The following is a 21,861-nucleotide window of genomic DNA, read 5'->3' as shown; positions in this document are numbered from 1 at the left end:
CATTCCTCGGGTGGACGTATTTATTACAACATTGCATTGTGAAAAATACTCCTCCCGGCCGCGCGGAGCGAATCGGCAGGTCCGTGCTCCGCGTTCGAGATGGTCGCCAATGTCACCGGCATCGCTTAGGTTCGACGTATGACGTCGCCGACACCCGAAGTGGAAGTGCGGCGCTCCGCGCGGCGCAGGCGCACGGTGTCGGCATACCGCGAGGGCGACCGCATCGTGGTGCTGGTCCCGGCGCGGCTGTCCAAGAAGGACGAGCAGCGCCTGGTCGCCGACATGGTCCGCAAGGTCCAGGCCGCCGCGGACAAGGGGCGGTCGACCGACGCCGAGCTGATGGAGCGTGCCACGCAGCTCTCCATCCGTTACCTCGGCGGCCTGGCGCATCCGGTCTCGGTGCGGTGGGTCGGCAACCAGCACGCCCGATGGGGCTCCTGCACCCCGGCCAACGGCACGATCCGGCTGTCCGACCGGCTGCAGGGGATGCCCGAATACGTCAGCGACTACGTCCTGCTGCACGAGCTGGCGCACCTGCTGCAGCCCGACCACGGCAAGAGCTTCTGGTCGCTGCTGGAGGCCTACCCGCGGTTGGAGCGGGCACGTGGCTATCTCGACGGTGTCGCCTTCGGATCGGGCATCCCGGCCTCCGCTGCCGACGACGAGCCGGACGAGCCCGGTTCGTTGCCGACCTCGGCGCTCGACGGCTGATGCAGTGAATCAAGAACACGGCTGCACTGGTGCGGTGAGCGCCGCCCGTCAGTGACAGGCGAGGTGATCGAACGACGCGCGTGTCGTGCCCCGACCGTCGACGCTCAGGTGCAACGTCTCGTGCAGGTCGTATGACGTGCCGTCGCTGCCCGTGATCGTGCCGTTGACGGTCCGGGTCATCACCCTGGTGTCCGCTCCGTCGTCGGGGTACGTGCCGGTCTGGATCATCGTGTAAGACCCGCGGTAGCTCGGCGCCGAGGTCGCATCGGGGGAGAGCGTGACCTGACCCTCGACGGTGGTGTGCACGTGGGCGATGCCGTCCGCGGTCAGGAAGCCGACGTCCCGTCCGGTCAGGTCCTCCACCAGGGTGCCGGTGAAGGCCGGGCATCCGGGGCCGATGCCGTCGACCTGGGTCACGTCCTGCTCGGTCCACGGGTTGTCGATGCGCTGCCCGCTGTCGGCCACGGCCGGTGCTGCCGCCACGGCGAACGCGGCCATGGCGGTCAAGACCGCACCGGAGCAGCGCAGGCCGGCGCTCTTCACGATGCGCTCCGCGCGTGGCCGGTCCGGTGGGCGAGGGTGTAGACCCCAGCGATCACGAAAACGAGCGCGGTCAGCAGGAATCCGAACCAGCAGATGTTGCCGAGCACCAGGTTGGTTCCGTGGTGGGCGTTCTTCAGGGCGGGGATGCCGCTGCACATGAACAGCACGAATGCGACGGCGAGCAGCCCGCCGAGCGTCGTGAGTGGGTGCTCCCGTAGTTGTCTCATGTCGGTCTCCTTGTTTCCTCGGCCGGACCCGGGTGGGTCGCCTGGAAGATCCAGCGTGCTGGTGTCGCGCACGATCGGGCAGGGGCTGTTGTCCCGGTTCGACCGGGACGTTCTCCGGCCGAAAAATGCCAAGTCGTAGGGCATTTCGGGGCCAAGATGGGGTCCCTGGAGGACGCATGACCACTGTCAGCACACCGGCCGCAACGGCGATGGTCCGTGAGCCACGGATCGGCGCGCGATGGATCGGCATCGCCTGCGGGGTGCCGGTCATCATCGCGTCGGTCGCCGGCGCCTGGCTGGCGCATGGCCCCGGTGGACGCAGTCTCGTCGGCATGATGCACGACAACGTCATCAACAACGTCGTCAACGGGATCGTCTTCGGCGGCGTGGCCATGGTGCTGATGTGGCTGCGTCCGGCGAACCGGGTCGGCTGGTTGTTGATGTATGCCGGGGCCGTCAACGCCATCGCGATCCTCGGCGAGGGCTGGACACTCGCGTCATACGATCTCTCGCTGCCCGGCCGGTCGCTCATGGCCTGGCTCGGCTCCTGGCTCTGGGCGACGGCGCTCTTCCTGGGTGCGACTGTCCTGCCGGCGATCTATCCGACCGGTCGCGCCACGACACGACTGGCTCGCTGGGTGGTCCGGCTGGGCTGGGTCATGAGCGTTCTCTTCGCTGCTGGGCTGTCCGGCCTGGACGATGCGTACCGCGGTGTCGCGCCAGGACATCACCTTGGATCGAATCCGTTGAGCCACGGTCATTTTCAGCCGGTCTTCCTCGGCGCGGCGGCGGTGGGGGTCGTCGGCTCGGTGCTGTTGTCCGCGGTCACCCTCGGTTGGACCGTCCGGCGCCTCGCCCGGGCCGCCTCCCCGGAGCGCGAGCAACTGGCCTGGCTCGTGGTGTCCGTCCTTCCGGTGATCCTCGCCGCCGTGCTCGGTCTGCCGGTCGTGCTCTTCGTCGTGACGCTGCTGACGACCGTGACCCTCCTGGTCGGTGTGGTGCGTTACCAGCTGTTCGACATCAAGCTCATCCTGCGCAGTGGCCTGCTCTACGGCGCACTGATCGGGCTGGCCGCCTGCGCCTACTTCGCGGCGGTCGCCGCCGCGGGACTCGCGTCGCGGTCCAGTGCCGTCTCGCCGTTCTTCGCTGCCGCGGCGATCGCGCTGCTCGCGCGCCCCGCCTACGCGGGACTGTCCCGCTGGATCAGCCGGTTCGTGTACGGCGACCGTGCCGAGCCGGCCCGCGCACTCGGTCGACTGGGGCCGGTGATGGGTGGCGCACTCGGCCCGGACCTGGACGCGGTGGTCGCCGCGGTCGCGGAATCGGTGCGGTCGCCATGCGTCGAAGTGGTGGGCACTGACGGGCAGGTGTTGGCCCGTGCCGGTCGGGTGCAGGCGCACTCCGCGCACGAGGTCGGCCTGAGTCGCGACACCGGCGAGGTCGGCATGCTGCGGGTCTGCTGGCGAACGCCGAGCGACCCGCCCTCACGTGCTGACCGTGCGCTCATCGACGCCCTCGCGGTCCCGGTCGCCGTCGCCGTCCACGCAACGCAACTGGCGCGTGATGTGGAGGAGTCCCGAGCCCGGGTGATCGAGGTACGAGCCGCTGAGCGCAGCCGGCTGCGGGCGGATCTGCACGACGGCGTCGGACCGTCGCTGTCGGGTGCTGCCCTCGGTGTCGAGGCAGCGCTGCGCAGCGAGCACCCCGAGCGCACCCGGGAGATTCTTGCTGTCGTTCATGGCGAGATGAAGCATCTGGTGCGCGAGATCCGTTGTCTGATAAGCGATCTCGACCCAGCCGGCCTGGAGCACGGCCGCTTGCACGAAGCGCTCGCGGCGCACGCCGAGGTCGTCAACGCGCTGGGAGCGGTGCGAGTCGCGGTCGATGTCGATGCGCTGCCGTCGGTGGGTCTGCCGGTCGAGGTGGCGGTGCACAGGATCGCCACCGAGGCGATCACCAACGTCGTACGACACGCGGCTGCGAGCTCGGCGCAGGTCTCGTTGCGCTGCGACGGGGCGTGTCTGGTGCTCGAGGTCCGCGACGATGGGATCGGACTGGGGTCCTCGACACCGGGAGTGGGCCGAGCGTCGATGAGCGAGCGAGCACGGTCGGTCGGTGGCGACGTGACCATCACGGACCGGCACCCGCACGGCACGCAGGTGCTCGCCCGGGTTCCGTTGTTGCGTCAGGAGCAGGGGTGACCGGCAGCGAACCGGTCCGGGTGGTGCTGGCCGACGACCATCCGATGTACCGCTACGGGGTCGCTGCGGTGCTTTCGGCCGAGCCACGGATCGCGCTGGTCGGCGAGGCGGCGAGCGGCCGGCAACTCCTGGCGCTGGTCGAGCAGACCCGACCCCGGGTGGTCGTCACCGACCTGCAGATGCCCGATCTCGACGGTGTGGCGGTCACCCGTGAGCTGTGCAGGACCGAGCCGGACCTGCCGGTGCTGGTGCTGACGATGCATGACGACGACGAGAGCGTCTTCGGCGCGATGCGGGCCGGCGCGAGGGGTTATCTGCTCAAGGGCGTCGACGCAGACGAACTGGTCGCCACGATCCTCACCGTGGCGGCCGGTGGGACGGCGTTCGGTCCGTCGGTGGCGCGCCGGATCGTGGGCTTCTACCTGGAATCCACGAGCCGATACGCCCAGGGCGCGTTCCCGCAGCTGACCACTCGTGAGCGGGAGGTGCTCGACCTACTGGCGGCGGGTCGACGCAATTCGGCGATCGCGGCGGCGCTGGGGCTCAGCGAGAAGACGGTGCGCAACCACCTGTCGGCGATCCTCGCCAAACTGCAGGTGACGGACCGCTCCGCCGCCATCGTGCGCGCACGGGAGGCCGGGCTCGGCCGTGACCGGTGAGCTCCGGGCGCGGCAGACTCTCAGGCCGAGAGCAGGCGTGCCCGCAGTTGTTCGATGCAGTCGGCCAGGTCCGGGTCGGTCGGTTCCGGCAACGCATCGACCGGCCACCAGCGCACGTCGTCGGACTCGTCCGAGACCGTGACCCGGGCGTCCTGCGGCGCGACTGCCGCGACCCGGAGGTCCCAGTGCGCCGTGCAGCGCCCGAACGCAGCGACCAGGTCGTGCCGGTGCAGGAAGAGTGCACCGGGCACCGGGGTCAGGCCGTCTATGCCGGATTCCTCCGTCGCCTCCCGCAGTGCGGCACCCGCCACCGAGCGGTCGCCGTCCTCGAAGTGACCGCCCGGCTGCAGCCACAACCGCGCCTTCTTGTGCAGCACCAGCAGCACCTGGCTGCCGTCCGCGGAGAAGACGACTGCGCTGGCGGTGAAGTGCTCCGGTGGACCATCGCGCCACAGGGCGTCGTCGTATGCCGCGAGGTGTGCCTCGAACGCGTCACGCACCGCGCCCGGCGCTGCGGCACGCAGGACCTCGAAGGCATTGTTGCGCAGCACTTTCCGGTCCGGGATGTTCAGATCGGACGCTGTCATGGGGGTGCTCAAGCCTTGTCGTCCCCGTCGCCGTTGTTGTCGCTTCCCTCGCTTCCCTCGCTTCCCTCGCCGCCCTCACCGGGCTCGTCCCGCTCGGCGTCCAGCTCCGCGGTGCCCTGCGCCAGCAGGGCTTCGAGGGCGGCGTCGACCTCGTCGGGCTGCGACGCGCTCTCCTCGGGTGACTGGCGACGCCGGACATAGCCGCTGGGATCGTCCAGGTCGGCCGTGGTCGGTGCGAAGTCGGGGTGCTTCCAGGCCTCGTCGCGCTCCGCGGCGCCGAGTGCTTCCTCCAGTTGGGTGAAGACCTGGGCAGCGTCGCGCAAGCGGCGCGGACGCAGCTCCAGGCCGACCAGCGAGGCGAAGAGCCGCTCGGCCGGCCCGCCCGACGCGCGGCGGCGGCGGACCGCCTCCGACAACTGGTCGGTGTGCGGCAGGTGCTTGCCGGCGGCCTGGTTGGCGACGACGTCGACCCAGCCCTCCACCAGCGCCAGGAGCGTCTCGAGGTGGGCGAGGGCGCGCTGCTGCGCCTCGGAGGGCTCGTCATTGAAGAGCGACCCCTGCAGGGCCTCCTGCATCGCTGCCGGGTCGGACGTGTCGGCGTCCGCCACCGCACGCTCGATGCCATCGGTGTCGATGGAGATGTCTCCGGCATACGACTGCACGGCGGCGATCAACGCCGGACCCAGCCACGCGACGGAGGCGAAGAGCCGCGCGCGGGCGGCTTCGCGGACGGCGAGGTAGAGGTGCACCTCTCCACCGTCGACCTCGAGCCCCTCGGCGAAGTCCCTGACGTTGGCCGGCAGCATCACGACGCCGTCGGTGAGCGGGAGGCCGACCTCGGTGCCGCTGACCAGCTCGCCGGCGAGTGCACCGACGGCCTGACCGATCTGCGCGCCGAACATGCCGGCACTCATCCGCGCCATCATCGGCTGCATCTGGCCCATCATCGCCGAGGGGTCGATGCCCGGTGGCAGACCCATCTCGTCGGCCTGATGAGGGTCGAGACGACGCAGTTGCTCACCCATCGCGCGCTCGATCGCGCCGTTGACCCCGCCTGCGACGGGCTCTACCAGCTGCCGCCACATCGGCATCGTCTGCTCCACCCACTCGGCGCGGCTGAGCGCCTTGGCCGGGCCGACGGCCGCGAACTCGGTGACCTCGTCCAGCCACAGGTTGGCGACCTGCACGACCTGCTCGACGTCGCGTGCGGTGCTGGAACTCACGCTGCTGTCGCCGGCGGCGGAGACGGTCTTGCGGGCGACGTCGGTTGCCAACTCCAGGTTGACCGGGCCGTCGACCGGACCCGACATCATCGCCTGCAGCTGACTCTGCAGGGCCTCCATCATCTGTGGGTTCAGGCCCTGGACGCCCATCTGCTCGAGGGCACCCGCGAGCTGGTCGTTGTCGGAGTCCCCGCCGAGGATCGACCGCAACAGCTCCGACAGGTCGGGCTGCTGTGGCTCCTCGTCCCCGAAGTCGTCGTCGGGGCGCTCGGGTGGGTAGTCAGACATCTCTTCTCCGTCCTCGAAGTCCATTCGGAACCAGCACAGCGAGCTTGGGCCGCGTTGGCACGGCGGCAGCTTGCTGACGCCCTGCCACGCGGAACACGCCTCCTTGCCGGATGCCCGGATGAGGCACGCGGCGAATGCGCGCCGAACGCAGTGAATAGGCTCTCCACTAGACAACCACGAACAGGCCGGTGGCGTTCCGCTGCCCGGCAGGTGTTCGCTCGCAGCAGAATCAGGAGGACGGCGTATGACGGTGCCAGACCCGCGGGTGCGTCTTGTCGATCTGCGGGACACCCCGCTGACGGTGGACGAGGCGCTCGCCGCCGTCAGCGACCCGGCAGCCGGGGGTGTTGCGCTGTTCGTGGGGACGGTCCGACAGCAGGACCACGCCAAAGCCGTTGAACTGTTGGACTATTCGGCACACCCGAGCGCGGTCGACACGCTGCGCGAGGTCGCCGAGTCGGTGCTGACCGACGAGATCACCGCGCTCGCGGCCGTGCACCGGACCGGTCGTCTGGCTATCGGCGACACTGCGGTCGTGGTCGCGGTCAGCGCTCCGCACCGGGGTGCGGCGCTCACAGTTTGCAAGGAGATGATCGACACCCTCAAAGCACAGGTGCCGATCTGGAAGCACCAGGTGTTCCGCGACGGAAGTGACGAATGGGTCGGACTGTAGATCGATGACGAGTGTGGACGAACACGGCAAGCCGACGGGCGGGGCGCAGGCCGGGGGGAACAACATCTCAGGGGGCAGGCTCAGCCGCCGCAACACGGGGCTCCTGGTGCTGGCGCTGGTGGTGGTCATCGCGATCGCCGCGCTCAACCTGATCCACGTGCCGAAGGTGATCATGCGGCCGGGTCCGGTCACCAACACGCTGGGTGAGAAGTCCGGCAAGCCGGTGATCGAGGTCAAGGGAGCCAAGACCTACCCGACGTCCGGGGCGCTCGACTTCACCACGGTGTCGATCGCCGGCGGGCCGCAATACCCGGTGAGCGTCATGGAGTGGCTGAAGGCGAAGTACATCGACGACGACGCCGAGATCTACCCCGAGGAGATGTGGTTCCCCAAGGGCATCACCTCCAAGCAGGTCGAGCAGCAGAGCACTGCCGAGATGACCAACTCGCAGCAGACCGCCGAGGTGGTGGCGATGCGTGCCGCCGGCGTCACGGTGCCCGAGACGATCCGGGTGGCGCAGCTGCAGAAGGGCGCGGCCGCCACGGGCAAGCTCGAGGTCAAGGACGTGCTGGTCGAGCTGAACGGCAAGAAGGTGTCCACCCTGGAGTCGGTCTCCACCGTGATGCACAAGGTGAAGGCGGGCACCACGGTCCCGGTCACCGTCAAACGCGGCACGAAGACGATGCACCTGAAGGTGCCGACGAGCGCGGGCGAGGACGGCCATGCGGTCTTCGGCATCGCGATCACGCCGGCATACAAGTTTCCCTACGAGGTGAAGGTCAACGCGGGCGACGTCGGCGGGCCGTCCGCGGGCACGATGTTCACCCTGGCGATCTACGACCTGCTCACCCCTGGAGCGCTCACGGGTGGCCACAAGGTCGCGGGCACGGGCACGATGAGCGAGGACGGCTCGGTCGGGCCGATCGGCGGCATCCGACAGAAGATGCTCGGTGCCGAGCGGTCCGGCGCGAAGTTCTTCCTGGCACCCAAGAGCGACTGCTCCGAGGCCAAGGGGCACGAACCCGACGGGCTCACGGTGATCAGGATCGACAACGTGCAGGACGCGATCGGCGCGCTCAAGCAGATCGCCGCGGGCAGGACCACCGGCTTCACCGGCTGCGGCTGAGCCGGACACCCTCCTCGCCGAGAGGACACCCGTTTGCCGAGAGGACAGGGAAAACAGGCCGAATTCGGGCGGTTTTCCCTGTCCCCTCGGTCATTGCCTGTCCTCTCGGCGTATGACGTGCGTCGGTTCAGTCGTCGAGAGTGACCTGCAAGGCGTGCACGAGTCCGGGAGCGATGTCCTTCCCGACGGCGACCTTGTCGTCCGTGTCGTGCGCGCGCTGGCGCAGCAGGCAGATCGACTCACCGTCGCGCAGGACCGCGACCAGCAGTCGGACGTCGGCGCGATCCGGGTGGGCGGCCAGCGCCTCGGCGGCGGCCTCGGGGTTCTCCGGCAGGTCCCGCTCTGCCTCGGGCGGCACGACGATCCGCTCGAGGGCCAGGGCGACACCGTCGACCTCGGCCGGCCAGGCCAGCTGCCGCAGCAGGCTCTCGATGTTGGACGTCTGCGGCAGACCCTCCTGCTCGACCGTGCTGTATGCCGAGGGGTCGGCGCCGCGCAGTTGCCCGGCCAGGCCGGGCTCACGGGCCAGCAGATCGGAGTTGCGCGCGATCGCGAAGAGGCGGGGGGACTGGTCCCACCCGGCGGACGCGACGTGGCGCTCGGTGTCCAGGGCACACTCGGCCAGCGGACTGAGGACCTGCTTGGCGAGGGGAGCGGAGTCGTCGGACGGCATACTGCAATGTTGCCGCACCATCTCGATTCCCACGGTGCCCGGGGCCGTTCATAGGAGCACGGGTTAGGTTTGTCCTTCAGTACCTGGCACACCACCGGCACCTTTGGACACGAGGCCCACGTTGACTTCTTCGGATGAGCCCACCGGCGACGAGCACGACGACCGGGTGCGCACGGTGCGCCGCTTCGGACCTATCGGCGCGCGCCGGGTGGTCATCGTCGCGGGCGCGATCATTGCTCTGCTGGTCCTGGCCCAGGTCTGGGCCAACGTGTGGACCAACCAGTTGTGGTTCGCCAGCATCGGTTATTCGTCGGTCTTCCGGACCGAATACCTCACCAAGGCGACGATGTTCGTCGGTGGCGCCCTGTTGGCCGGCGGGTTGATCTGGGTCAGCATGTGGCTCGCCTATCGGCAGCGGCCGATCTATGCGCCGGTCACCGCGGAGCTCGACACGATGGACCGTTACCGAGAGGCGATCGAGCCGTTCCGGCGGGCCGCCTTCTGGCTGGTGCCGGCGGTCTTCGCCCTCTTCACCGGGTCGGCGGCGATCGGGCAGTGGAAGGTCGCGCTGCTGTGGCTCAACCGGCAGAGCTTCGGTGCCGAGGACCCGGAGTTCCACAAGGACATCGGCTTCTACGTCTTCACGCTGCCCTGGCTGCAGGTCGTCATCGGGTTCCTCACCATGGCGCTGATCCTGTCGCTCATCGCAGCGGTCGTCATGCACTACCTGTATGGCGGGATCGCGTTGCGCGACAAGGGCGTTCACACCACTGGCTCCGCACGCATCCACTTGTCGCTGTTGCTGGCGGCGTTGGTGCTGGTGCGCGCGGTGGCCTACTGGCTGGGCCGCTACGACCTGACCGCGACGGACAACTCGCTCTTCACCGGCATCGACTACACCGCCCAGCACGCAGTGTTGCCGGCGAAGGCGATGCTCGCCGGAGCAGCCGTGATCTGTGCGGCGCTGTTCGTCGCGACGATCTGGACCCGCACGTGGCGGCTGCCGGTCGTCGGCCTGGTGCTGCTGATCGTCTGTGCCGTGGTGCTGGGCGCGATCTATCCGGCACTCGTGCAGCGCTTCAAGGTGCGCCCGACGGAGCAGTCGCTGCAGACGCCATACATCTCCCAGAACATCAAGGCGACCAAGGCGGCATACGGCCTCGACAAGGTGAAGGTGAAGTCCTACACGCCGACCAAGAAGACCGGCGCGGGCCAGCTCGCGCAGGATGCCGAGACGGTGCCCGGCATCCGGCTGGTCGACCCGTCGATCGTGTCGCCGACCTTCCGGCAGTTGCAGGGACAGCGCAACTACTACCAGTTCGGCAACACGCTGGACGTCGACCGCTACAAGATCGACGGCAACACCGAGGACACCGTGGTCGGTGTCCGCGAGATCGACCTGTCGGGTGTGCCCGATTCCCAACGCAATTGGGTCAACGACCACACGGTCTACACGCACGGGTTCGGTGTCGTGGCGGCATACGGCAACGAGCGGACCGAGGACGGCCAGCCGGTCTTCATGGAGTCCGACATCCCGCCCGTCGGGAAGCTGGGCGACTTCGAGCCGCGCATCTACTTCGGCGAGTCCTCACCGCGCTTCTCGATCGTCGGTGGCACCGCGAACGGCCCGAAGCGCGAGTTGGACTATCCGCGCACGTCCTCCGGTGGGGAGCAACGCACCACCTACTCCGGCAACGGTGGCGTGGGCGTCGGCTCGTTGAACCGCAAGGTCGCCTACGCGATGAAATATCACGACCTCAACTTCCTGTTCACCGGGTCGATCAACTCCGACTCGCGCATCCTGGACACCCGCAACCCGGTCGACCGGGTCAAGAAGGTCGCTCCGTGGCTGACCGTCGACGGCGACCCTTACCCGGTGGTCGAGGACGGTCACGTGCAATGGGTGGTCGACGGTTACACGACGTCCGCGCACTACCCCAACTCCCAGTTGCAGTCACTCGGCAACGCCACCGAGGACGCGCTGACGACGTCCTCGAACAACCTGCGCAACCTCGCGGGTGGGCGCGTCAACTACATCCGCAACTCGGTCAAGGCGACGGTCGACGCCTACACCGGCGAGGTGACGATGTACTCCTGGGACAAGAAGGACCCGGTGCTGAAGGCGTGGATGAGTGCGTTCCCCGGCACGGTGAAGTCGATGTCGAAGATCCCGGCCGGGCTGATGTCGCATCTGCGCTACCCGGAGGACCTCTTCAAGGTGCAGCGTGAGCTGCTCACCAAATATCACGTCACGGACGCGGGCCAGTTCTTCCAGGGCAACGACCAGTGGCAGATCCCGACCGATCCGGCGCGCGGCAACCGCGAGCAGCAGCCGCCCTACTACCTGTCGGTGGCGATGCCGGATCAGAAGTCGCCGACGTTCTCGCTGACCTCGACCTTCATCCCGACCGGTGACCGGCAGAACCTCGCGGCGTTCATGACGGTCGACGCGGACGCCGGATCCACGCCGGGCAAGAAGAGCGCCGGCTATGGCACGTTCCGCATCCTGGAGATGCCACGTAACGTCACGGTCAAGGGCCCGGGGCAGTTCCAGAACGACATCAACTCCTCCCAAGCGGTCTCACCCACCACGAAGCAGACGCTGGCGCAGTTCCTGACCTACAACAAGCAGGTCGGTTCCGAGGTGCAGGAGGGCAATCTGCTCACCCTGCCGGTCGGTGGTGGTCTGCTGTATGTCGAGCCGATCTACGTCAAGGCGGCGGGCACGACGTCGTTCCCGTTGCTGAAGGCGGTCGTCGTCGGGTTCGGCGACAAGCTGGCCTGGGACACCACCCTGGACGGAGCGCTCAACGAGCTGTTCGGCGGCGATTCCGGTGCCAGCGCAGGAGATTCGGGCCAGTCTCCGCCACCGTCGACGAAGCCGTCACCGTCCTCGTCGGACTCGAAGTCGTCCACGCCGTCCAAGTCCTCCAAGACCAGCAACGCCGAGGTCAAGCAGGCGCTCGAGGACGCGAACAAGTGGTACGCGCAGGGCGAGAAGGACCTGAAGAAGGGTGACTTCGCGGCATACGGCGAGGACCAGAAGAAGTTGAAGGCCGCGATCAAGAAGGCGATCGAGGCACAGGGCGGCACCTCCTCGTCCTCACCCGCACCGAAGTCGACGAGCAAGTAAGCCACCGGCGTCGCGCCCGCGCAATATGCCGATCGCGTTGTATGGCGCGTGTCTGGCATGCCCGTCGGCATGCTGATCGAGATCACCGGGCGCCGATTTGGCGCTCCGGCCACCGTCGCGTAGTGTTGGGTTCACCGACGCGGGGTGGAGCAGTTCGGTAGCTCGCCGGGCTCATAACCCGGAGGTCGCAGGTTCAAATCCTGCCCCCGCTACAAAGTTCAGGCTCGGAATCCACGGATTCCGAGCCTGAAAGCATTTGAGGATTTGAACCAGGTACCACTTACGGACCGAAAACTCGGTCCAGGAACCCGCATCGAGGTCGCTCCTCACGCCGGCTACGGAGCCAGCGCGTCTGGTGCTGGGGAGTGCGGTCGCAGCGGCGCACCTACCCAGTATGAAGACCTCAGAGACGACGATCGGCGGACTGGAACCGCTGATGAGCATCGAGGACCTGTCGGATTATCTCGACGTTCCGGTCAGGACTCTCTACGACTGGCGTCTGGCTGGACGCGGTCCGTGTGCCGTTCACGTGGGGCGCCAGCTCCGCTACTTCGTGAGCGACGTCCACGCCTGGCTGGCGACCCAACGGGAGCAAGAGCCGGGGCACTCGCTCGACGGGAGGTGAGTCGTCGTGGCTAGGCCCAGGACGCCGATCGGCACGTTCGGGGACGTCTCGTTCATCAAGGCCACGGGCGGGCAGGTCCGTGCCCGCACTCGGTATCGCGACGACGACGGCAAGGTCCGCCGCGTCTCGGCGACGGGAGCGACCAAGCGCGAGGCCGAGCGCAATCTGAAGCAGGTGCTGGCCGAACGGATGTCGTACCGGTCGAGTGGGGAGTTGTCGCCGGACAGTTCTTTCACCGCGCTGGTGGACGTCTGGCTTGCCGACCTCGACTTGGAGGCGAAGCTCGCCGAGAGCACGAGGGCCCTGTATGAGCGAAACATGCGACAACTGGTGATGCCGGCGTTCGAGGGATACGCGCTGCGGGAGATCACCGTGAGCAAGGTCGACCGCTTCCTCAAGGGGTTGGCCATCAACAAGAGTTACAGCACCGCCAAGCAGGCGCGAACCGTCCTCAGCCTGGCGCTTGGCCTCGCCATGCGTTACGACGCGCTCCCGAAGAACCCCGTTCGGGACACATCTCGGCTCCACAAGCCGCCGTCGCAAGCCACCGCACTCACGGCAGGCCAGGTGGAAGCGATCCGGTCGGCAGTGCGTGGCTGGCGTCGAGGCCCGGGCATCTCAGGACCGCCACCCGACGGACAGTTGGAGCAGATCATCGAAGTCATGCTCGGAACGTCGGCACGTATCGGCGAGGAGCTCGCGATCCGCAAGTGCGATGTCGATGTGACCAGCACGCCCGCGACGGTGCGGATCTCGGGGACGATCGTGTCGCCGGCCGGCAAGCCAACCCAGAGGCAGCCCCATCCCAAGACACAGAAATCGACCAGGACGGTGTCGGTGCCAACGTTCACGGCTGAGGTGCTGCGTGCGCGCCTGGCCAAGATCGGACCCGAGGATCCTGAGCACCTGATCTTCTTCACGCGCAACAAGACGCCACTGACGACCAACAACGTCCGTCGCCGTCTCCGAGCTGTCATGGAGGAGGCTGGGATCGAAGGAGTCACACCGCATTCGTTCAGGCGAAGGGTGGCGACAGTGATCGACCGCGCTGGGGGCGCCGATCTGGCCGCGGAGATGCTTGGTCATTCCTCGACCAAGATCACCAAGGAGCACTACATCGAGCCGGACGAAGCCGTGAATCCGGTGACGGCGGAGATCTTGGAGTCGCTCGCACCGAAGGGATGGACCGATGGATCCTGAGAGCGAACCGGCCCGGGTCACGCCACTACCCATCCGTAATGATCTGCATTACGATAGTGGCGTGTTCGAGAGGGTGGATTGGTCGAAACGTGGCGCGTACATGCAACGCAAACACCACGTCACTCCCGAGATGGCCAACGACCGCGCTCTCGGACGCTGACCGGGTTCTGATCGATCCGGACTACAACAGCACAAGCGGGAAGAGCGTCCGGATCATCGGCTATTCGATCATCGGTGACGCAGTGCTCACCGTCATCGTGGTGGAGCACGAGGGCACCGAGTACGGCGTCAACGGTTGGCCAGCCAACTCCAAGGACCGCCACATCTACAGTTCCGGAACGTACGAGACGCAGGAAGGGGAAACCGATGAGCAAGACGATTGACGAACTGCTCGCCGAGGAGGCGATCGCGGTTGAGGAGGCCGAGGCCACGAGTGACCCTGAAGCGCCCTTGCCTGCGCACGTGAAGGTCACGCGTGGACATCCTCGGGCACGCAACCTGCAGGTCCGGTTCCGTGACGATGAGTTCGAGGAACTGGCCGCCTATGCCGAGCAGCGCGGGTTGCCGGTCTCGACCCTGGTGCGGTCCCTGGTCCTGCAGGCGATTGCCCCGGCCGATGACCTGAAGACGGCACTCGACAAGCTGGAGACCGATCTGGCCGCGGTCCGCCGCAAGGCACTCAGCGCCTGATCACAGCGCTAGCCGCGGAACCTGAGATGTGTTGCCGGGCCGCCTAGGGGCCGAGTCGATGCTGCGAATGAAGCCCGCGCGTGACCGGATGGAGGTGCTGGCTACGGTCGCAGGCGTCCGCGCGGGCATCAGCCGCTCCTTGACGGTGTCGAGCACTGGCGCACGGCGTGGCACGTCGAGTGGGATGTGGCGTGCCCGCAGTGCCTTCACCGCGCCTGGCGATTTGAGGTCGATCCGGGGTAGTGAGACGCGCATCAGGTAGCTGCGGTCGTCGGCACCTGCGGTGATGGTCTCGGCCAGTCGGCGGTCGATGTGGGCGAACAGCGCATCGAGGTGTCGCAGTTGTCGCGGGTGCGTATGCCCAGTGTTGGGGAGAGCACGGATGTGAGCGGCTGCAAGGGCGCATTGTCCGGCTGCGTGGCCGGTGCCCACGAGGCCGCGCAGGTTGCGGGTCTGATCGACGAGTCGGGTGTGGGTCTCTGCCCGATCGCGCCAGCGTTCCACGAGCGCACTGGGTGCGCCAGCGGCTTCGCTGATTGTTGCGGCGTGGGTGGAGACGATGCGTTGGGAGTCGAGGATGAGTCGCAGGCTGTAGCCGTCGGGTTGGTGGCGCAGGTGGAAGAGCAGGTTGTTCTGTGCCTGCAGCACACCGTCGAGTCCATGTAGTCGTGGTCCGCCGACGAGTTGGACAGGGGGATGCCAGCCGCGCCGGTCGATGCTGTAGTCGGGCTCGTCGTAGCCGGCGTGGGCGGCGCAGACGACGGCGGCACGACCCATCTGGTCGGCCTCGGTGATGGGCTCCCAACCTTGAACGGTCGCGGTGTAGTGCCGGTCGAGCCCAGTAAGGGCGCGGGTGACTTCGGCAGCGTCCTTGAGGACGGTCATGGCTTGGGGTTCGGTGAGTTCGCCGTAGGTCAAGCCTGCGGGGAAGTCGTGCTCGCCGAGTGATGCCGCTTTCGCTGCACGCCGCCACAGGTCGACGACGTGGTTGCGGTGCGGCTCGGTGAGCTGACCCAGGCCCGGCAGGGCAGCGGTGTACGTCGACCTGGCTTGGTCGAGTCGGTACCGCAGTTCCTCAGCGGGGCCACGGGTCCGCGGCGTGCTTCCGCCCCGTTCACCGTCGGGGTTCGATGCTCGAACGGCTTGCTGGCACCACAAAGTCAGGCTGGTGCGAAACGACGAGATCATGGCGACCTCGGCCGGGGTGAGCGTGGCGAGTCCCTCGTGATTGCGAGTGATCTGCATGAGCGCGGCCAGGTTGTCGCGCAGGGCCGCGGTGTTGTCGCCGTACATCACAACCCGCTGGGCTCGGGGTCTGGGTTGTCGCGGTCGCGGGCGACGTCGAGCATGTCGAGGAGCAGTTCGACTTGGAGAGTGTCGACGCCGTGGTCGGTGAGTTCCTTGACGGCGCTGACGGCGATGGCGTGCAGGATGGCTCGGTCGTCGGTAAGTCCCTGAGTGTCGAGTGCGGGGACGTCTTGGCCGTGGATCAGGTCGAGGTAGAGAAGCGCGTGTTCGTACTCGACCGAGCCGTCGAACGTGGCTGCTTGGCCAGCCAATGCTGCGATGTAGGAGCGGGCCTCGGCCAGGGTGACCGCGTGAGCGAGAAGCATGAGGGTGTCCCTTCGTTGAGGATCAGGTGCGCGCACTGCCACCGTCGCCCGCGGACTGGGCCGCGCGGGTGATCAGTCGGGCGCGCTGTGGACAGCGGCGAGTTCTCCACAAGGACTGGAACACGGCGCTAGGAGGCGCGGGTTTCAACCTCGGCTTCGACCTGGCGTCGCGCCATGACGTCCTCCATCACGAACTGCACGAAGTCGGCATCGCGATCGGTGACTGACTTCTCAGAGCCGGGGACGGCTGCCGGCTCGCCCGGCCAGGCTGTCTGGCGGGTGGGACGGTCGCGGTCCAGTCGTGTGCCGCAGGCGGCGACCCAGTCCCGGAGTCGTTGCCGTGCGTCAGCGAAGTCGCGGTGCCACGCCAACGGGGAGGAGGGAGAGGCGTCGGGGCCGTAGGAGTTCAGCCAGTGCAGGTGCAGGGCGGACAACTCCCAGACGAGTTCGTCATGGCGATGCCACATGGGTGGGAGCTCGGTTGGTGCGAGCCCGTACGTGCCGCGCAGCCAGTTGACCCAGGCGTTGAGGTCGAGCCACTCGGCTTCAGCCTCGTCGGCTGTGAGGGTGTTCCAGTTGATCGGTCCTAGCGGCTCGTCCAACGACCCCGGCTCGAACGATCCCGGCCACTCCGACTCAGCCGCGTCGGAGGCGACGCCGTCCTGGTTGAAGTTCTGCCAGGTGTCGAAGACCGGATGCCGCTCCACATCGAGCACCGACGGATCTGCGCCGCCCGGCACTTCCGGGGCATCGGTCATGGTCAGATCCCGACAGCGGTCGTGGACGGCTCAACCGCCCGTTGGGCGTCGCGGCCGACATCGTTCCCGGTGTCACGTTCAGCAGCAGGTCGTTCGACGCTGTAGCGGGTGCGGGCGGTGTCGTGTCCGATCCGGCGGGCAACGAACTCCTCCCGCTCGACGGTGTCGCCGTCGCGTTCGAACTCGTACTCGTGGACGTAGCCGGAGGCGACGAACTGATCGCCGGCACGGAACCGTGCGTAGGCGCGCTCGGCCGAGGACTTGAACATCACCATGTCGCAGAACTGCGGGTCGAGTTTGGTGAACGTGCCGTCAGGCTCCTTGCGCCACTGCTCGATGCCGACCCGTGCGCGGAACCTGGCGACGGCGCTCTTGCCGTAGGTCAACTCTGGTGCGGTGGCGATGAAGCCATGCAGGCTCATCTGGGTGGGGATCGTCATCATCGACTCCTGACCTCGCGCGGCGCCGAGGTCGGCGATCGCTCTCAGTGATCAGGTGCGCGTCGTGTTGCGAACGCTTCTGAGGAATCCATGACAGGTGACCATCAGAGTTGTGTCCTGATCAGGAAAGTCGGATCACCGTCGGCCAAACATTCGACCCAGCGCTTGGTGGATCGGGATGCCCGAGGACGATCCGATGTGACCGACATGAGCGTGATCGACGGTCGTCTGTTCTGCAGGATCGTGGGCGCGGTCGGGTGCATAGAGTCGCTCGTACTCGGCAATCACTCCTGGCGGAGGAATTGGACACGGTCCCTCATCTCCGGCGAGACACCAATGCGGGAGTGGTATCACCGACGGTGAGACTTGAGTCTGGTCGCTCCGGGCGGTGCCTCCGTTTTCGAATAGCTCGACAACGAACATGTCGCCGCAGGTGGCGTTGCAGTGAGGGCAGGTGAAGGCCATGTAGTGCTTGCCGGCGGCTTGAGTGCGCCGGCGGAAGATTCGACCCGGAGCAACACCCAGGTCGCGCGATAGGGACTCCCCGGCCACGCGGATCTCGGGGAGTGCTTCTGGTCGATTCTGGGCAAAGACTCGGGGGACCAGTCGTCGAGCTTCTTTACGTCCGCACAACCCTTCGACAACAGTCTGACGCACGCGCCAGACGCCGAAGCTCTCGTGGCAGCGGTAGCAATCCATGACTCCAGCGTCGACTTCGGCTAGGGCAGTCCGACCACTGGCAACGTAGTCGCGGTGCTGCAATCTGCGATTCAGCAGCCGGTCCACCGCCTGGGCGAGCGAGATGGTCGCGGTGCCGATCACTGCTGTGGTCTCGCCCTCGTCGTCGATCTCAAGACCGAAGATGGGCAACTGCTTGTCGGACTCCGGGAGACCGTCGACGTGACGTGCGAACCATGCAACCGAAGCAATACCGGAGTCGAGATAGCGCTCCTGTCGGAGCCGGTAGTCAGAGAGGTTCTGCCGGGACCACTGGACTTCGAACACGACCCGAACGCCGCCCTTGGTCGCCATCACGTCCGCGACCCATCCGTCACCAGGCACCTCAGTCGCCGCGATCCAACCCGCCCGCGAGACGGCCTCGACGATCACCGCCTTTGCGCGCAGATGTTGGGCACTCTCGCCAGCGCTGCAGCCATCACCTCCGGGGGCGTGTGCGAAGTATTGGGTGCCGAGCTGGCTGGTCTTAGCCATGCCCCTCCAGCCGCAAGGCATCGTGATTGTCCGACGCTTCTCCCGGACGTCGTCCTTGAGCGTCGCCCACTGCTCGTCGCTGAGCAGACAACTGACGACTCGCTCCCCATCGATGAGTCCTGACAGCGGCATCGACTTCACCTCCCGCAGACTTTGTATCCTGACCCGCCGACACAACTTGCCGGACGGGACGCCAAACGGGAATCAGCAGGCGGACCTGATCAAGATGGCATGGTTCCCTGCTGCTGCCGCTGCAACGCGTGCTCGCATGACGACCTGCTGATTCGCAGTTCCTTAGCCTCCATGCGTTCATGCCATGGCCGGAGGTCGGTCATCACTGGTGGCGAACTGCGAAGCAGGACGAGTGCGGTCCCAAAGGGCAAGGTCCGGATCGCTTCGGGCGGCAGGATCGGTACGCGGCGGGTCGAGCGTTGCAGGGATCGGGATCCGTAATCGCCGATGGAGACGCTGTCGGTCTTCTCGTCGCGCTCGCCGATCAACGCGGATAGGTCTTGAAGGTCGCGGGCGGAGGAGGTGCCGCCGAGGATGATCTTGGCGATGGAGGCGTCCCAGATGGCGCCAGCTGCGTGGTCGCCCCACTTGTCGCGCGCCTGGGATAGCGACTGGAGGACCGGCATCGTGGTGATACCGGTGCCGCCGCCTTCAGCCATCAGCACGGGCAGCGACGGGGACGCCGCGGTCCAACCTCGCGACGTACACGGGGATGTTCGATGCCGTGCGGAAGTTGTACGCCGCCACGGACGCGGCCCGGGCTCGCGGCTACGGCGCCGGCCGCTTCTCCTTCAACGTCGCCGGGGGCCGCTGCGAGACCTGTCAGGGCGAGGGTTTCGTCTCCGTCGAACTGCTCTTTCTGCCTGGCAACTACGCACCATGCCCGACGTGCCACGGCGATCGCTACAACTCCGAGACGCTCGAGATCACCTACCGCGACAAGAACATCGCGGAGGTCCTAGCCTTGTCCGTCGACGATGCCGCGACGTTCCTCGCCGACGTGCCGGCCGCCGTACGCAGCCTTCGGACGCTTCGCGAGGTGGGCTTGGGCTATCTGCCACTGGGACAGCCGGCGACCGAGCTGAGCGGCGGGGAGGCACAGCGCATCAAGCTCGCTACCGAGCTCCAGCGCGCGCACCGAGGCCATACGCTCTACCTGCTCGACGAACCCACCTCCGGACTGCACCCCGCCGACACCGCGCTCCTGCTGCGTCAGCTGCACCGGCTAGTCGACGCCGGCGGTCGGGTCGTCGCGACCGGGACGCCGGCCGACATCGCGCAGGCCGACGAAAGCGTGACCGCGCCGTACCTGGCACGGCGGCTCGAGCGGACATGATCCGGCTGCGGCCGCCGCTGAGCACGTCGTCAAGGATGGCGACATGACCGTCTACCTGGCTTGGACCTCGGAAGACCTGACCGACCTGGCCGACCTGGAGGGGCCGTGGCATGAAGTGATGCTTCTTGCTCCGGGACTCATCGCCGTGGACAGCACTGAATCGCTGTCAGCCGTCTATCACGGCTTTTCCCAGATGAGGGTGTAGGTCGGCCGGGCGCGTCGGTCCGCAGATAGACGTCGAGGTCTCCCGACGATGGAGGTTCCTACGTCATTCATCCGAAAGACCTCGACGTGTCCGACGCTACCCCGCTGGCCGGCTTCGGCCGCCCTGACCTGACCGCCTTCGCGTCTCATCCCAATCGACCCTGATCGGGTCTGCTGACCCCCTCGACGAGAACGCAGCGACATCACAGCCACCCGACCCCGACCGTCCGGGAAGCCGGGGCACGTCATATGGCCTGTGCTGCGGGCGTGTCGAGTGGGTCGTCCAGGGGCGACGCAGGAGCGTCGACGCGACGTGCTGAGAGGTGGTTCCAGTCGAGCACTAGGACACCGGCTACAGGCATGGCGATAGGTCAGGAACGGCGTCGCTCCCTGCGCAGGAGGGAGCGCAGAGTCTCGGCGTTCGCGTAGCCGACCCGTCGCGCGATCTCGGCGGAGGTGAGGTCCGTGGTTGCTGAGAGGTGCCGAGCTCGTTCGATGCGAAGCCGTTGGACGAAGCCGAGCGGAGTGAGGTTGAGCGCCGCACGGACTCGTCGTTCGAGGGTGCGCCGGCTGGTGCCGAGCGACTGCGCGACGAAGGCGACGTTGAACGGTTCGTCCAGGCGGGCGCGCACGAAGCGTTCGAACTCGACGACGATCGGGTCCTCGTGCCGGAGATGTTCGTAGGCGACGAAGGCCGCCTGCGACGGACGCTCGTCGATGATGAGGAGCTTGGCGACATGTTGGGCCAGGTCGGGGCTGATCGATCGCACGAGTGAGAGCGCGAGGTCGATGTGGGCGAACGCGGCGCCGGCGGTGACGAGGTTCCCGTCGACCACGACCATGGTGTCGAGATCGAGGGCGACGGTCGGATAGCGCTTCAGGAACTCCGGCCCCAGGAACCAGCTGGTCGTCGCCCGCCGATGATGCATCCGTCCGGTCTCGGCGACAGCGAACACGCCGGTGCACGCCGCGGCGATCCGGGTGGTCGCGTCGTCGAGACGCCCGAGCGAGGCGATGACCGAACGAGCATCTCGGCTCTGGAGGGCGTCGTTGGTAGCGGCGGCCGTGAGGGTTCCAAGCGCAGGGACGACGACCACGTCGAACTCTGCGGACTCCGACAGCGGGTGGTCCACCGACAGGGTCATCGATGCTGTCGTGGTCACTCGCCGTTTCGGTCCGAGGATGGCGAGTTCGATCGGGTCGATCCGCGGGTCGACATCGCCGCGGGCTGCGTCGGCCACCCGCATGATGTCGATGACCGACGCGACCGCCGAACCGAAGCAGCCGTCGATCGCGATCAGTCCGATACGCATGGCGTGAACAATAGCAATACTGTCGTATGCGCCACTTCTCACCGGCCCTTGCTCGTCATACGCTGAACTCGCTTCATCAAGAAACCTCGACACCTAGGAGAACCCCTCATGTCCACACCCGCATCACTTCCGTATGCCTTCGTCGCCAAGATCGTCGCGGCCGATGGACAGCACGACGCGCTCGCCGATCTGCTCGCTGGCGCTGTCGCGCTCGCCAACGAAGAAGTAGGAACGATTGTCTGGTTCGCGGTCAGGACCCACGCCGACACCTTCTGGATCTTCGATGCATTCCCCGACGAGGCCGCTCGCGACGCCCACGCCAACGGCGCCATCGTCGCAGCCCTGACGGCCAACCAGCACCTCCTCGGCGCAGCACCCGAGATCCTGGCGGCCGACGTCCTCGCGTCCAAGCTC

23 protein-coding genes, 1 tRNA gene and 2 pseudogenes are annotated in these 21,861 nt (G+C 67.1%); 14 read left to right on the top strand and 12 right to left on the bottom strand.

All coding sequences use genetic code 11. The features are described from left to right. Nucleotides 1-138 precede the first annotated feature (138 nt). A complete protein-coding gene (locus IEX71_RS19915) occupies nucleotides 139-711 on the top strand; it encodes a M48 metallopeptidase family protein (RefSeq protein ID WP_188838837.1) in 573 nt (190 codons plus the stop codon). A 48-nt stretch (nucleotides 712-759) separates the two neighbouring features. Here IEX71_RS19915 and IEX71_RS19910 read toward each other — a convergent pair whose 3' ends face one another. Continuing rightward, nucleotides 760-1,254 carry a hypothetical protein gene (locus IEX71_RS19910; RefSeq protein WP_188838836.1) on the bottom strand — a complete coding sequence of 165 codons (495 nt, stop codon included), beginning with the start codon at nucleotides 1,252-1,254 and terminating at the stop codon, nucleotides 760-762. Next, nucleotides 1,251-1,481, bottom strand: coding sequence for a hypothetical protein (locus IEX71_RS19905; RefSeq protein WP_188838835.1), 231 nt, complete (start codon nucleotides 1,479-1,481; stop codon nucleotides 1,251-1,253). Before IEX71_RS19905 ends, IEX71_RS19910 begins: the two co-directional genes overlap by 4 nt. A 176-nt stretch (nucleotides 1,482-1,657) precedes the next feature. Here IEX71_RS19905 and IEX71_RS19900 point away from each other — a divergent pair, with 176 nt between their 5' ends. Both IEX71_RS19900 and IEX71_RS19895 read left to right on the top strand, forming a co-directional pair. Continuing rightward, complete coding sequence (locus tag IEX71_RS19900) at nucleotides 1,658-3,682, top strand: sensor histidine kinase (protein WP_188838834.1); 2,025 nt, start codon at nucleotides 1,658-1,660, stop codon at nucleotides 3,680-3,682. Continuing rightward, nucleotides 3,679-4,341: a response regulator gene (locus tag IEX71_RS19895; protein ID WP_188838833.1), complete on the top strand. Its 663-nt coding sequence runs from the start codon at nucleotides 3,679-3,681 to the stop codon at nucleotides 4,339-4,341. The genes IEX71_RS19900 and IEX71_RS19895 overlap by 4 nt, the downstream gene beginning before the upstream one ends. Before the next feature lie 20 nt (nucleotides 4,342-4,361). Here the strand turns inward: IEX71_RS19895 and IEX71_RS19890 are convergent, their stop codons facing one another. Beyond that, the gene (locus IEX71_RS19890; protein WP_188838832.1) at nucleotides 4,362-4,928 is read right to left on the bottom strand and encodes an NUDIX hydrolase; all 567 of its coding nucleotides are present in this window, start codon (nucleotides 4,926-4,928) and stop codon (nucleotides 4,362-4,364) included. Between the two features lie 8 nt (nucleotides 4,929-4,936). After that, a complete protein-coding gene (locus IEX71_RS19885) occupies nucleotides 4,937-6,439 on the bottom strand; it encodes a zinc-dependent metalloprotease (RefSeq protein ID WP_188838831.1) in 1,503 nt (500 codons plus the stop codon). Nucleotides 6,440-6,683: 244 nt separating this feature from the next. Between IEX71_RS19885 and IEX71_RS19880 the strand changes: the two genes are divergently transcribed. Both IEX71_RS19880 and IEX71_RS19875 read left to right on the top strand, forming a co-directional pair. Continuing rightward, a complete protein-coding gene (locus tag IEX71_RS19880) occupies nucleotides 6,684-7,112 on the top strand; it encodes a molybdenum cofactor biosynthesis protein MoaE (RefSeq protein ID WP_188838830.1) in 429 nt (142 codons plus the stop codon). A 4-nt stretch (nucleotides 7,113-7,116) separates the two neighbouring features. Continuing rightward, a complete protein-coding gene (locus IEX71_RS19875) occupies nucleotides 7,117-8,238 on the top strand; it encodes a YlbL family protein (protein ID WP_188838829.1) in 1,122 nt (373 codons plus the stop codon). A 127-nt stretch (nucleotides 8,239-8,365) separates the two neighbouring features. On the opposite strand, the gene IEX71_RS19870 is transcribed toward IEX71_RS19875, so the two are convergent. Next, entirely contained in the window at nucleotides 8,366-8,911 is a 546-nt protein-coding gene (locus IEX71_RS19870) for a PPA1309 family protein (RefSeq protein WP_188838828.1), read from the bottom strand. Between the two features lie 121 nt (nucleotides 8,912-9,032). Here IEX71_RS19870 and IEX71_RS19865 point away from each other — a divergent pair, with 121 nt between their 5' ends. From IEX71_RS19865 to IEX71_RS19840, 6 genes are all read left to right on the top strand, one after another. Further along, nucleotides 9,033-12,044 (top strand): UPF0182 family membrane protein, encoded by a 3,012-nt coding sequence (locus IEX71_RS19865; protein ID WP_188838827.1) that lies wholly within the window; start codon nucleotides 9,033-9,035, stop codon nucleotides 12,042-12,044. A 138-nt stretch (nucleotides 12,045-12,182) separates the two neighbouring features. Beyond that, a tRNA-Met gene (locus IEX71_RS19860) sits at nucleotides 12,183-12,256 on the top strand. Nucleotides 12,257-12,438: 182 nt separating this feature from the next. Then, nucleotides 12,439-12,669, top strand: a complete 231-nt coding sequence (locus IEX71_RS19855) for a helix-turn-helix transcriptional regulator (protein WP_188838826.1) — start codon at nucleotides 12,439-12,441, stop codon at nucleotides 12,667-12,669. Nucleotides 12,670-12,675: 6 nt separating this feature from the next. After that, complete coding sequence (locus tag IEX71_RS19850) at nucleotides 12,676-13,869, top strand: tyrosine-type recombinase/integrase (protein ID WP_188838825.1); 1,194 nt, start codon at nucleotides 12,676-12,678, stop codon at nucleotides 13,867-13,869. A 242-nt stretch (nucleotides 13,870-14,111) separates the two neighbouring features. Next, nucleotides 14,112-14,252, top strand: coding sequence for a hypothetical protein (locus tag IEX71_RS22615; protein WP_229749896.1), 141 nt, complete (start codon nucleotides 14,112-14,114; stop codon nucleotides 14,250-14,252). Then, entirely contained in the window at nucleotides 14,236-14,559 is a 324-nt protein-coding gene (locus IEX71_RS19840) for a YlcI/YnfO family protein (protein ID WP_188838824.1), read from the top strand. Before IEX71_RS22615 ends, IEX71_RS19840 begins: the two co-directional genes overlap by 17 nt. Here the strand turns inward: IEX71_RS19840 and IEX71_RS19835 are convergent, their stop codons facing one another. From IEX71_RS19835 to IEX71_RS19810, 6 genes and pseudogenes are all read right to left on the bottom strand, one after another. Next, nucleotides 14,560-15,852, bottom strand: a complete 1,293-nt coding sequence (locus IEX71_RS19835; RefSeq protein ID WP_188838823.1) for a hypothetical protein — start codon at nucleotides 15,850-15,852, stop codon at nucleotides 14,560-14,562. Next, nucleotides 15,852-16,172 carry a hypothetical protein gene (locus tag IEX71_RS19830; protein WP_188838822.1) on the bottom strand — a complete coding sequence of 107 codons (321 nt, stop codon included), beginning with the start codon at nucleotides 16,170-16,172 and terminating at the stop codon, nucleotides 15,852-15,854. The genes IEX71_RS19835 and IEX71_RS19830 overlap by 1 nt, the downstream gene beginning before the upstream one ends. 128 nt (nucleotides 16,173-16,300) lie before the next feature. Next, nucleotides 16,301-16,930, bottom strand: coding sequence for a hypothetical protein (locus IEX71_RS19825; protein WP_188838821.1), 630 nt, complete (start codon nucleotides 16,928-16,930; stop codon nucleotides 16,301-16,303). Between the two features lie 2 nt (nucleotides 16,931-16,932). After that, a complete protein-coding gene (locus IEX71_RS19820) occupies nucleotides 16,933-17,370 on the bottom strand; it encodes a single-stranded DNA-binding protein (RefSeq protein WP_188838820.1) in 438 nt (145 codons plus the stop codon). 135 nt (nucleotides 17,371-17,505) lie between these two features. Next, a complete protein-coding gene (locus IEX71_RS19815; RefSeq protein WP_188838819.1) occupies nucleotides 17,506-18,714 on the bottom strand; it encodes a competence protein CoiA family protein in 1,209 nt (402 codons plus the stop codon). Between the two features lie 89 nt (nucleotides 18,715-18,803). Beyond that, nucleotides 18,804-19,289 (bottom strand): annotated as a pseudogene (locus IEX71_RS19810) (type IV secretory system conjugative DNA transfer family protein); the annotation flags it as partial. Between IEX71_RS19810 and IEX71_RS19805 the strand changes: the two are divergent. Then, nucleotides 19,274-19,930: pseudogene (locus IEX71_RS19805) on the top strand (ABC transporter); the annotation flags it as partial. The pseudogenes IEX71_RS19810 and IEX71_RS19805 sit on opposite strands and share 16 nt — an antisense overlap. A 43-nt stretch (nucleotides 19,931-19,973) precedes the next feature. Beyond that, nucleotides 19,974-20,135 carry a hypothetical protein gene (locus tag IEX71_RS19800; RefSeq protein WP_188838818.1) on the top strand — a complete coding sequence of 54 codons (162 nt, stop codon included), beginning with the start codon at nucleotides 19,974-19,976 and terminating at the stop codon, nucleotides 20,133-20,135. A 370-nt stretch (nucleotides 20,136-20,505) separates the two neighbouring features. Here IEX71_RS19800 and IEX71_RS19795 read toward each other — a convergent pair whose 3' ends face one another. Then, nucleotides 20,506-21,447 (bottom strand): GlxA family transcriptional regulator, encoded by a 942-nt coding sequence (locus IEX71_RS19795; RefSeq protein ID WP_188838817.1) that lies wholly within the window; start codon nucleotides 21,445-21,447, stop codon nucleotides 20,506-20,508. 108 nt (nucleotides 21,448-21,555) lie between these two features. Here IEX71_RS19795 and IEX71_RS19790 point away from each other — a divergent pair. Then, the coding region (locus tag IEX71_RS19790) for a putative quinol monooxygenase (RefSeq protein WP_188838816.1) at nucleotides 21,556-21,861 on the top strand (306 nt) is incomplete at its 3' end.

The organism is Flexivirga endophytica, from assembly GCF_014640635.1.
Classification (GTDB): Bacteria; Actinomycetota; Actinomycetes; order Actinomycetales; family Dermatophilaceae; genus Flexivirga; species Flexivirga endophytica.
This window is presented reverse-complemented; position numbering and strand designations above follow the sequence as displayed.

What these genes read in the sequence shown, in the direction of transcription:
- IEX71_RS19820 (WP_188838820.1), bottom strand. Translation starts at nt 17,370, where the DNA reads ATGACGATCCCCACCCAGATGAGCCTGCATGGCTTCATCGCCACCGCA.
- IEX71_RS19855 (WP_188838826.1), top strand. Translation starts at nt 12,439, where the DNA reads ATGAAGACCTCAGAGACGACGATCGGCGGACTGGAACCGCTGATGAGC.
- IEX71_RS19875 (WP_188838829.1), top strand. Translation starts at nt 7,117, where the DNA reads ATGACGAGTGTGGACGAACACGGCAAGCCGACGGGCGGGGCGCAGGCC.
- IEX71_RS19915 (WP_188838837.1), top strand. Translation starts at nt 139, where the DNA reads ATGACGTCGCCGACACCCGAAGTGGAAGTGCGGCGCTCCGCGCGGCGC.
- IEX71_RS19815 (WP_188838819.1), bottom strand. Translation starts at nt 18,714, where the DNA reads ATGCCGCTGTCAGGACTCATCGATGGGGAGCGAGTCGTCAGTTGTCTG.
- IEX71_RS19825 (WP_188838821.1), bottom strand. Translation starts at nt 16,930, where the DNA reads ATGACCGATGCCCCGGAAGTGCCGGGCGGCGCAGATCCGTCGGTGCTC.
- IEX71_RS19870 (WP_188838828.1), bottom strand. Translation starts at nt 8,911, where the DNA reads ATGCCGTCCGACGACTCCGCTCCCCTCGCCAAGCAGGTCCTCAGTCCG.
- IEX71_RS19800 (WP_188838818.1), top strand. Translation starts at nt 19,974, where the DNA reads ATGACCGTCTACCTGGCTTGGACCTCGGAAGACCTGACCGACCTGGCC.
- IEX71_RS19835 (WP_188838823.1), bottom strand. Translation starts at nt 15,852, where the DNA reads ATGTACGGCGACAACACCGCGGCCCTGCGCGACAACCTGGCCGCGCTC.
- IEX71_RS19830 (WP_188838822.1), bottom strand. Translation starts at nt 16,172, where the DNA reads ATGCTTCTCGCTCACGCGGTCACCCTGGCCGAGGCCCGCTCCTACATC.
- IEX71_RS19890 (WP_188838832.1), bottom strand. Translation starts at nt 4,928, where the DNA reads ATGACAGCGTCCGATCTGAACATCCCGGACCGGAAAGTGCTGCGCAAC.
- IEX71_RS19795 (WP_188838817.1), bottom strand. Translation starts at nt 21,447, where the DNA reads ATGCGTATCGGACTGATCGCGATCGACGGCTGCTTCGGTTCGGCGGTC.
- IEX71_RS19885 (WP_188838831.1), bottom strand. Translation starts at nt 6,439, where the DNA reads ATGTCTGACTACCCACCCGAGCGCCCCGACGACGACTTCGGGGACGAG.
- IEX71_RS19905 (WP_188838835.1), bottom strand. Translation starts at nt 1,481, where the DNA reads ATGAGACAACTACGGGAGCACCCACTCACGACGCTCGGCGGGCTGCTC.
- IEX71_RS19840 (WP_188838824.1), top strand. Translation starts at nt 14,236, where the DNA reads ATGAGCAAGACGATTGACGAACTGCTCGCCGAGGAGGCGATCGCGGTT.
- IEX71_RS19880 (WP_188838830.1), top strand. Translation starts at nt 6,684, where the DNA reads ATGACGGTGCCAGACCCGCGGGTGCGTCTTGTCGATCTGCGGGACACC.
- IEX71_RS19900 (WP_188838834.1), top strand. Translation starts at nt 1,658, where the DNA reads ATGACCACTGTCAGCACACCGGCCGCAACGGCGATGGTCCGTGAGCCA.